This window comes from Lachnoclostridium sp. MSJ-17, from assembly GCF_018918205.1.
In the GTDB taxonomy this organism is placed as follows: Bacteria; Bacillota; Clostridia; order Oscillospirales; family Acutalibacteraceae; genus Ruminococcoides.
In genome coordinates, this window is the sequence record NZ_JAHLQB010000015.1 from 1 (window position 1) to 6,421 (window position 6,421).

Consider the following 6,421-nt stretch of genomic DNA (forward strand, 5'->3'; position numbering starts at 1 on the left):
TAGCCGGGCCAGTCGTGTGAAAATACGGAGCCGGGAGTATCTGAACCTGTCCACCAGTAGATGCCCGCGCAATTCTCGTTCTTTGTCCAATAATCCTGCATCCAAGCGCCGGGCATAGCAAACATATATGTCTTAGCGTCAACGTTGGGGCTGGGAGTGTAAGTATCGTCAGGGTTCTTTGTAGCAGAAGCGGTTACTACGCCTGTAGCAACAACGCCTGCAGCGAGAGCGCCTGCGAGAACTACGCTTAAAATTCTCTTTCTCATAGTTAAATTCCTCCAATAGTATTCCGATTATCGGTTATCACTATTATATAACAAAAAAATTTAAAAATCAAGACAAAGTTTAAATAAAGATTCGTTTATATACACAAATGTATACTTTGATTTTCATCAGTTTTCGTCGGAAGAATCAATATTGTCCGCTTTTACCGGCTTTTTCTTGTTTTTGATAACTATGACAATGGCGGCAATCACGAGCGCTGCGACCACGGGAATGCCGATCGCGAGGATCCAGAAGTTGCTGTTTTTCGTCGGATTGCCCTCGACGTCCTCGTATCTTGTAACCTCGATTACATCATTTTCATAGACGTTATAGGTCGCGTGATGCTGACCCTCAACTGCCTCGTGGTTGTCCTTGTTAGGTGAATTCTCCTCACCCATGCCGTCGACATAGTTGATGAAGCTGCTCTGGCGGCTGTTAAGAGTTTCCTCGTCGTCCGTAATGAGCGGAACTCCGTCAGTAATGACCTTGTCGCCGTTTACCTCGAGGTCGTATGTCCACTTGTAGGACTTGAGGTAGGTCATGTCGTCGCCGTACATCTCGGTAACAAAGTATTTTATAGAAGCTTCGCCGCCCTTTATGACCTCAAACTCGCAGGACAGGAAGGCGTCCTTTGTTGAAAAGCTTACCGGGTTGCCGATATCAGTCCAGTTCATCGGGATTTTGCCGTCAAGATCCGGATTATAGAAGAGATTGTCGAATTTCTCGGAGGTGAGAGACTTTTTATTAAACGAAAGATACTCGCTGTCGTAGAACAAACGAAGCTCAAAACCGATAATATCTTCTTTTGTTTCATCAAGATAAAGCGTGAACTTAACGGTATCTCCAACCTTCGCCTTGCCTTCACCGTTGATAGTCAGCTCCTCGTCGGCAGCGAAAACAGAGCCGGCTGAAGCGGAAATAATCAATGCAGTCATCATAACAGCGGTAATGATTGATAAAAGTCGTCTCATAATAATCTTTCCTTTTACGTTTTCTTCATAATAAGATTTTCGTCTGATTAGCTACTCTATTATATAACATAACAATTTTTATTTCAACTTGTATTAAAGGATTTTCATCAATTTTTCATATAAAATTCAGATTTCTTTATTTTACAGAATATATTTGCCTTAAAACGGAAAAACACCCTCCGGTTTCCCGGAGGGTGCCAAACCTTTCAGTTTAAATTTGAATCAGCGACTCAAATTATTCCTTATCTCTTCTGCGTGCAAAGTAGATAGCCGCAGTTGCAGAAACAAGTACGAGGAGGATAATTACAGCCATAGAAGCACTACCGGTCTTTACTGTACCGTTGTTGCTTGTGTTGCCGCTATCCTTTGTAGCAGAATCTGATGTAGACTTCTTAGTTGTAGGAGCTACAGTTGTAGGAGCTACGGTTGTAGGAGCTACAGTTGTGGGCTCTACGGTTGTGGGCTCAACAGTTGTGGGCTCTACAGGCTCTGTTGTGGGAGCAGCTGTGGTGGGCTCAACAGTTGTAGGCTCAACAGTTGTGGGCTCAACAGTTGTGGGCTCAACGGTGGTGGGCTCAGCAGTTGTGGGCTCAACGGTGGTGGGCTCAGCAGTTGTGGGCTCAACGGTGGTGGGCTCAGCAGTTGTGGGCTCAACGGTGGTGGGCTCAGCAGTTGTGGGCTCAACAGTGGTGGGCTCAGCAGTTGTGGGCTCAACAGTGGTGGGCTCAACAGTGGTGGGCTCAGCAGTTGTGGGCTCAACGGTGGTGGGCTCAGCAGTTGTGGGCTCGATTACGGGAACGTTGGCAAGCTCGTCAAGAGTCATGTCAGTATTAGCATTGCCAGCCTCAAGAGCCTTGAAGGTCAGAGTGATGAACGCATTGTCAGCATTTACAGCATAGCCTTTGATGTTGGAAGCGTTAGCCTTTACAACACCGGGTGTAGTGGTGTTGATCTCTGCACCGGAGGTGATCTGAGGCGTCTCAGCGCTTACGAGCTCCATCTTGGAAGCATCATAGTTGTAGATCCACTGTACGGACTCAATGTCCTTAGCGTCGGTGTCGAGCTTCCATGTGAGTGTGAACTGATCGCCAGCGTTTACGGTTACAGGTGCTGACTCAACAAGAGCGAATGCCTTGGGAGCGTCAGTTACGTGACCGCTTACAGCAGTAGCAACAGCTACAGTAAGAGTCTGAGGAGCAGTTGTTGTGGGCTCAGCAGTTGTGGGCTCAACGGTTGTGGGCTCAGCAGTTGTGGGCTCAACGGTGGTGGGCTCTACAGTTGTGGGCTCAGCAGTTGTGGGCTCTACAGTTGTGGGCTCTTCTCTGTTGATGAAGATTGTGTAGGTAGCGCCGCCCTTCTTAGCAGTATCCCAGTTGGAGATATCGAGCTGGAGGGTTACATTGCAGGTTTCATCCTCGGACTCAACGTTGAAGAGAATGTTGTCGGAATTGTACTGAGCGGGGTTGGGCTCGTTGAGCTTAGCCTCGGTCTCCTTTACAAGACCCCAGTTCATATCCCAGCCGCCGTTAGCAGCGAACTTGAACTGATAATCCGTGTTGGTGTCGCAATCCTCGAAGGTGATCTCATATACGCCGGGCTTAACCTCGGTCATCTTGTTGTCAGCAGCATCGGGATCCCAAACGATACCGTTAAGGAAGTTGCCCTGGCCTGCGCCGACAGCAGTGATCTTGGAGATGTTGTATACGGGCGGGATTACGGTAGGACCGGTTACGGTGATCTCAAGAGTCTCGGGGTTGTAGGTAACAGTTACGTCACCGTCACCGGACATCATGAAGTCAACGTTGAGGTCTGTGCCGTCCATGCCGTGCCATACAGCGTTCTCGGAGTCGCCGCCTACGAACTGTACGACCTTGGTCTGATAGAGAGCGCCTTCCTCAGCAACTACGCCGGGAACTACGATCGTGTAGAGACCGTCTTCACCCTTTGTCATTACATAGGACGAGGGATCGGGGCTCCAGCCAACAGATACGAAGTTGGAAGAACCGGCGAGTACGAATACGTCCTCAGCGGGCAAGGTTGTGGGCTCAGCAGTTGTGGGCTCAACGGTTGTGGGCTCAACGGTTGTGGGCTCAGCAGTTGTGGGCTCAGCAGTTGTGGGCTCAGCAGTTGTGGGCTCGGGAGTGGGCTTAGCTTCGGGAAGTACCTTGAAGGTCATGTCAGCCTTCTCAGCAAACTTAGCAAGCATAGTCTCATAGTTATCAGCGTGGCTGTTAGCCTCGAACCATGTATCCGGGTCAACAGGCTGACCTGCGGTATTCAGAGTAATGATCTGAGTGTCGAGGTAAACTTCTGTGTCACCGTCGCCAACAACCTCAAATACAGCGCTGATAACTGCCAGCGGAGTGCCGTCTTCTTCGGTCAGCCAGATGCCGCCGTCGTTGATGTTGGAGAAGTTGATGGGAAGTACAGGCTCAACAGCGAGGTTGTCCCAGTTAGCAACGATTGCGGTACCGGGAGTAGCGCTTGCAGCGGGAGTAAGAGTGCTCTTTCTGCCTTCCTTGTTGTTCTCTTCCTTAAGAGCGAGAACCTTGGGATCGAACTTCAGCTCGAACTGACCGTTTACCATCTGGTATGCTGCGGTGTTAATGACGAACTGAACGGTTACCTTCTCCGGGATGTCGGGTTCGGTATAGGTCTGAGTAACGGGCTTGAAGTAGCTGGAGTTGGACTTAGCGTTAACAGTGAGGTGCTTAGCGGGAGCTGTTGTTGTGGGCTCCTGAGTTGTTGTGGGCTCCTCAGTTGTTGTGGGCTCCTCGGTTGTTGTGGGCTCCTCAGTTGTAGTGGGCTCTACAGTGGTAGGCTCAGCAGTTGTGGGCTGCTCGGGAGCTTCGTAATCGGGATCGATGGAACCTGCGTAAACAGCAGAAGGAGTCACATCGGGGAGGTACTTAAGATCCTTCTTAACGATCTCAGAATCCTTGATGAAGTAATCTTCTCTTTCATCTTCGTCATTCTTAACGTTCATGATCTCAACGTCGAGGTTTACTTCTGTTTCACCAGCCTTACCGGTGGGATTGAAGGTAACGGATACAAAAGGAACTCTTTTGCCTTCATCGTTGAGGTCAAAGCCGTCGAGGTCGGAGGCGTTAGCCTTGATACCGCCGTTGGGCATTGACTCGGGATTGGTATTGACGATTGTGCCTTCACCCTCTGTAACTCTGAACATACGGTTCTTCCTGCCCTTGCTGTCAGTGTTAACACCCTTGGTAGTGTCAATGGTCAGAAACTGCTTATCATAAGACATTGTCCACTGAGCATTGATCATGTACTTCTCGGTCATCTGGATCCAATAGGTTACAGTTACCTGACCTGTGGTAGGATCAAAGGACTGGGTGTAGGTAGGAGTGATGTTTGATTTTGCGGTTACAACGAGCTTCTCGTCAGCAGCAACGGGAGCTTCAGCTTCCTTGGCGGGAGCCTTGGTCTCTACTGCAGCAACAGCTGTAGGAGCAGCTGTCTCAGCGGGCTCGGTTACAGGAGCAGCAGTTGCCTGAGCTTCTGTGGACTCAGCGCCTGTGGTCTCTGCATCTGTAGGCTCGACGGTGCTGGTCTTAGACTCAACGGTCTTTACGCCATCGCCGGCAACAGTAACCTGATCGTCCTTAGCCTTGGGATCATACTTTACAGTAATGTCTCCGGCAGCAAAAACAACAATGGCAACATCCTTACCATCGCTTGTGCCGATCCAATCGGTGCCGTTTGTTACCTTAAAGGAAACGGTCTTTTCGAAAGGACCAACAGCTTCATACACTTTCGTGTATGTTCCGTCTTCATTTGCGGTCATTGCGTTCGCATCGATAATGCCCTCGCCCCATGCCTTGGTGAAGAGTTCCTCGCTGTCACCGACTACATAGTATGCAGCCGCAGCAGTCTCTTCGTCACCCTCGGCAGCAGCAACGCTGATGGCGGTGATGGAAACCGATGTTACAATGAGCATTAACGCAAGCAGAAGACTTAATGCTTTTTTGAACATTTCTTTTTTTCCTCCTTGTTTAGTAATGCTTCTATAAGCAATACTATTATAATACAAGTGCTTCCCAAAAGTCAATAAATTTTCGTAATTGGAAATCGGATTTTTTCGGTTTTTTAATAATTTGTTTATTCAGACAAATAATTCTCAGAGAATTTGTTGTTTTCCACAACAAAATAGCTTATTTATATCCATTTAGATTATGCGACTGCCAGTTCCATGAATCATAGCACATCTCGTCAAGTCCAAGCTCAGCCTTCCAGCCTAATACTTTTTCTGCCTTTTCAGCGTTCGCGAAGCATTCCGCGATATCGCCTGCCCTGCGAGGCTTGATGACATACGGGATTTTGATATTATTGACGCGCTCAAACGCCTTGACGATCTCAAGTACGCTGTAGCCGGTTCCGGTGCCGAGGTTGACGATCTCGGCTCCCGTGTGGTCGGCGGAATAGTCGATCGCCTTGACGTGACCCTTCGCGAGGTCAACCACATGGATATAATCGCGCACGCCTGTACCGTCCTTGGTGGGATAATCGTCGCCGAAAACGCCGAGCTGAGGCAGTCTGCCCGCCGCGACCTGGGTGATGAACGGCATGAGGTTATTCGGAATGCCGTTGGGATCCTCGCCTATCCTTCCGCTCTTGTGGGCGCCGATAGGATTGAAGTAACGGAGAATCACGATAGACATCTCAGGGTTCGCGCGCTGTGTGTCGGTCAGAATCTGCTCCATCATCAGCTTTGTCCAGCCGTAGGGATTTGTCGGGCTGCCGGTCGGCATGGTCTCGACAAGCGGAACCTCCTTGGGTGTGCCGTAAACAGTTGCCGAGGAGCTGAAAATAAATCTCGTCACGTTGTGGCGCTTCATAGCCTCGAGCAGGGTCAGTGTGGAATCGATATTGTTGCGGTAGTAGAGCAGCGGCTTCTCGCAGCTCTCGCCCACCGCCTTGAGTCCCGCGAAGTGGATTACGGCGTCGATATCATTCTCGCTGAAGATCTTCTCGACCGCCTCGGGGTCGCAGACGTCCGCTTCATAGAGCCTGACCTTCGAACCTGTGATCTCCTCTACCCTCGCGATCGCTTCGGGACAGGAGTTTGAATAGTTATCGGCGACGACGACGCTGTGTCCCGCCTCAATAAGTTCTACGCAGGTGTGGCTGCCGATATAGCCCGCTCCGCCCGCTAAAAGTACGTTCAT

At 49.8% G+C, this 6,421-nt stretch carries 4 protein-coding genes; all 4 read right to left on the minus strand.

The window, feature by feature from the left end; translation table 11 throughout:
- On the minus strand, positions 1–266 hold a 266-nt coding region (locus tag KQI64_RS00985; RefSeq protein ID WP_216522912.1), incomplete at its 3' end, for a hypothetical protein.
- Between the two features lie 126 nt (positions 267–392).
- Entirely contained in the window at positions 393–1,235 is an 843-nt protein-coding gene (locus KQI64_RS00990) for a cohesin domain-containing protein (RefSeq protein ID WP_216522913.1), read from the minus strand.
- Between the two features lie 235 nt (positions 1,236–1,470).
- Positions 1,471–5,229 (minus strand): cohesin domain-containing protein, encoded by a 3,759-nt coding sequence (locus KQI64_RS00995; RefSeq protein WP_216522914.1) that lies wholly within the window; start codon positions 5,227–5,229, stop codon positions 1,471–1,473.
- 178 nt (positions 5,230–5,407) lie between these two features.
- On the minus strand, positions 5,408–6,421 hold a 1,014-nt coding region (gene galE / locus KQI64_RS01000; protein ID WP_216522915.1), incomplete at its 5' end, for a UDP-glucose 4-epimerase GalE.

Coding starts and splice junctions, on each gene's coding strand:
- KQI64_RS00995 (WP_216522914.1), bottom strand. CDS start 5,229: ATGTTCAAAAAAGCATTAAGTCTTCTGCTTGCGTTAATGCTCATTGTA.
- KQI64_RS00990 (WP_216522913.1), bottom strand. CDS start 1,235: ATGAGACGACTTTTATCAATCATTACCGCTGTTATGATGACTGCATTG.